This is a genomic window from Nostoc sp. CALU 546 (genome assembly GCF_048836525.1).
Window position 1 is genome coordinate 1 of sequence record NZ_JAWJTF010000318.1, and the last position, 2,267, is coordinate 2,267.

Consider the following 2,267-nt stretch of genomic DNA (forward strand, 5'->3'; position numbering starts at 1 on the left):
GCAGCATGATGGCAGAAAAGTCTTGTTATCAAAAAGGCTCATCTTTCAATGAGGCTTTTAGAATGTTTAATTTGAAGATACAGCAGTGTGCAAGTAACTGAAATAAAGAGGTTCTGCCTCCTGCCCCCGGCCATCTACCCCCTGCCTTCTGCCAAACCGATAGCTTTGTACTTCATGCAAAAGAAAACTGCTCTAAGTCAAGCAATACTAGCGTAGTGCTCTGAGGGTAACAGACCTTTGTAACTGAGCTAAAGCGCGGTTATAATCCAAAATTGCTGTGACTCGATTACCTTCAGCCCTTGTGAGGTCGTTTTCAGAGTTAATGACATCAGTTTGAGTGCCGACACCAGCTTGGAATCGCAAACGTGCTAAACGTAGAGCTTCTCTAGCTTGTTCTAAAGCGGTATTAGCGGTTTGAACATTCTCCAAGCTAGATTGCTGGGTAGAATAGGCTTGTTCTACCTGAAAGCGAATTTGGTTGCGCTGTTCAGCAAATTGAGTTTCTGCGATCGCAATATTAACTTTTGATTGAGCCGCCCTTGCTCTTGCTGCTCCTCCATCATACAAATTTAGGCTTGCTCTAACTCCCAATGAATAACCGTCAGTAACGCTGACACCATCATCGAACTGATCTAGTAGGTTATAGCTGGCTACCAAACTCACTTGAGGGCCTATTTCCCCAAGGGCCTGCCGACGCTGTTGCTCACTGATATTGCGTTGTGCCAACTGCTGTTGCAGTTCGGGGCGATTTTGAAAAGCCAGCACAATACTTTGTTCTAGCGACGGGTTCCAAAGACCAGCTAATTGTACAGGGTCAGCAGCACTGATATTTACCGCTTGGGGCAAACTTATCCGAGTTGCTAATTGACGACGGGAAATTGTCTGCTGGGATCTAGCATTAGTCAAATCTTGTTGGGCATTTGCTAAATTCACCTGCGATCGCAACACATCGAACCGTGTACCAACTCCTGCTCGCTCTAAAGCTTCTGCATCGCGCAAACTAGCCTCGGAGTTTTGCACAGCCGACTGGGCAATGCGTACTTGTTCATCCGCTTGTTGCAGATTGTAGTAGTCAGTGGCAACATTCAAACGGATTATCTCAGACTGAGTTTCTACAGCCAACTCGCTGAAACGTACCTGTTCTTCAGCCGCTCTGACACTAGCTCGCACTCTCCCAGAAGTGTAGATGTTATATGAAAGTTGAGCTTGACCGGAAAAAGATGTACCAGCTTCATCTGGAGATGCTATGCCCGTCTGTTGTTCTTGCAGTTCCGACGAGAGCTGACTACCAGCAGACTGACTGCGAGTAATATCCGTACTAACATCAAGAGTCGGCAACAAAGCGGCTTGCGCCTCTTTTAGAGCAGATCGATTGCGTTCTAGCTCCAATATAGTCACCTGTAAATCTCGATTGTTACGCCGTGCTAACTCCAAAGCCTGTGCCAAAGTAATCGGCTGATTTTCCTGAAGTCTCACTTCCTCCGGTTTAGTGGGAAATTGCAAAGGATTTGAGTTAGGAATCAGGTTATCAGGAATTTGCACCGCCCCTGACGGCACAGGAGTTACGGTTCTCGGCTCAGTGCTAGGTTGCACTGAATCCGCTGGTGCAGGAATTACAGTTTCCGGCGCAGTGGGAGTTGGCGTTGAATCTGCCGGAATTGGGGTATTGCTCTGAGCGAGGCGGCCAATTGCATTTTGTTGTAAGCAGGTGCTTGAGGCCGTTAGCAAAGCAGCCAAGGAATCCCTTTTGCTTTTGCCTAACTCCTGTGGACATCTTTGGGCTGACAACAGTTTTGCTGAACCTACACCTGTAGCTGAAGTTTGTAAAAATGTCTGTAATTCAGTAACAGTATTTACCTTTTGAGCCACTGGCTGCTGTGCAGAAGACAGGGACAAAATTTCTTTTTGGACAGAAGAGGGTTTTGAAGTGTAGTTAGGAACTACTATCTTCTTTAATTTCTGCCCAGATACGCTGGAATTACTCTGTTTTTTGTTATTTTGAGCAGAACGGCTGACATCAAGCTGTTGGGAAGAATTAGAGGTAGATGTCAAACTGAAAAATCTACCTTCGTCTTTCTTAAGTACTTGTTTTATTGGCACAACGGTATTTTCAGTCGTGAATACTGGAATACTGTTATTACTTAAAGGTTTCAGACTAAGTTTAGTGAAACCAAAAGCAGGTACTATGGTCGGAACACTAACATCTGTACCTTTAGGCAGTTGTGTATTCATGGTGTCCACAACCAAGTCTTGACCATAAGTAGAAG

At 45.4% G+C, this 2,267-nt stretch carries 1 protein-coding gene; it reads right to left on the reverse strand.

The features are described from left to right. Positions 1–207: 207 nt before the first annotated feature. On the reverse strand, positions 208–2,267 hold a 2,060-nt coding region (locus RRG12_RS43220; RefSeq protein WP_420763291.1), incomplete at its 5' end, for a TolC family protein.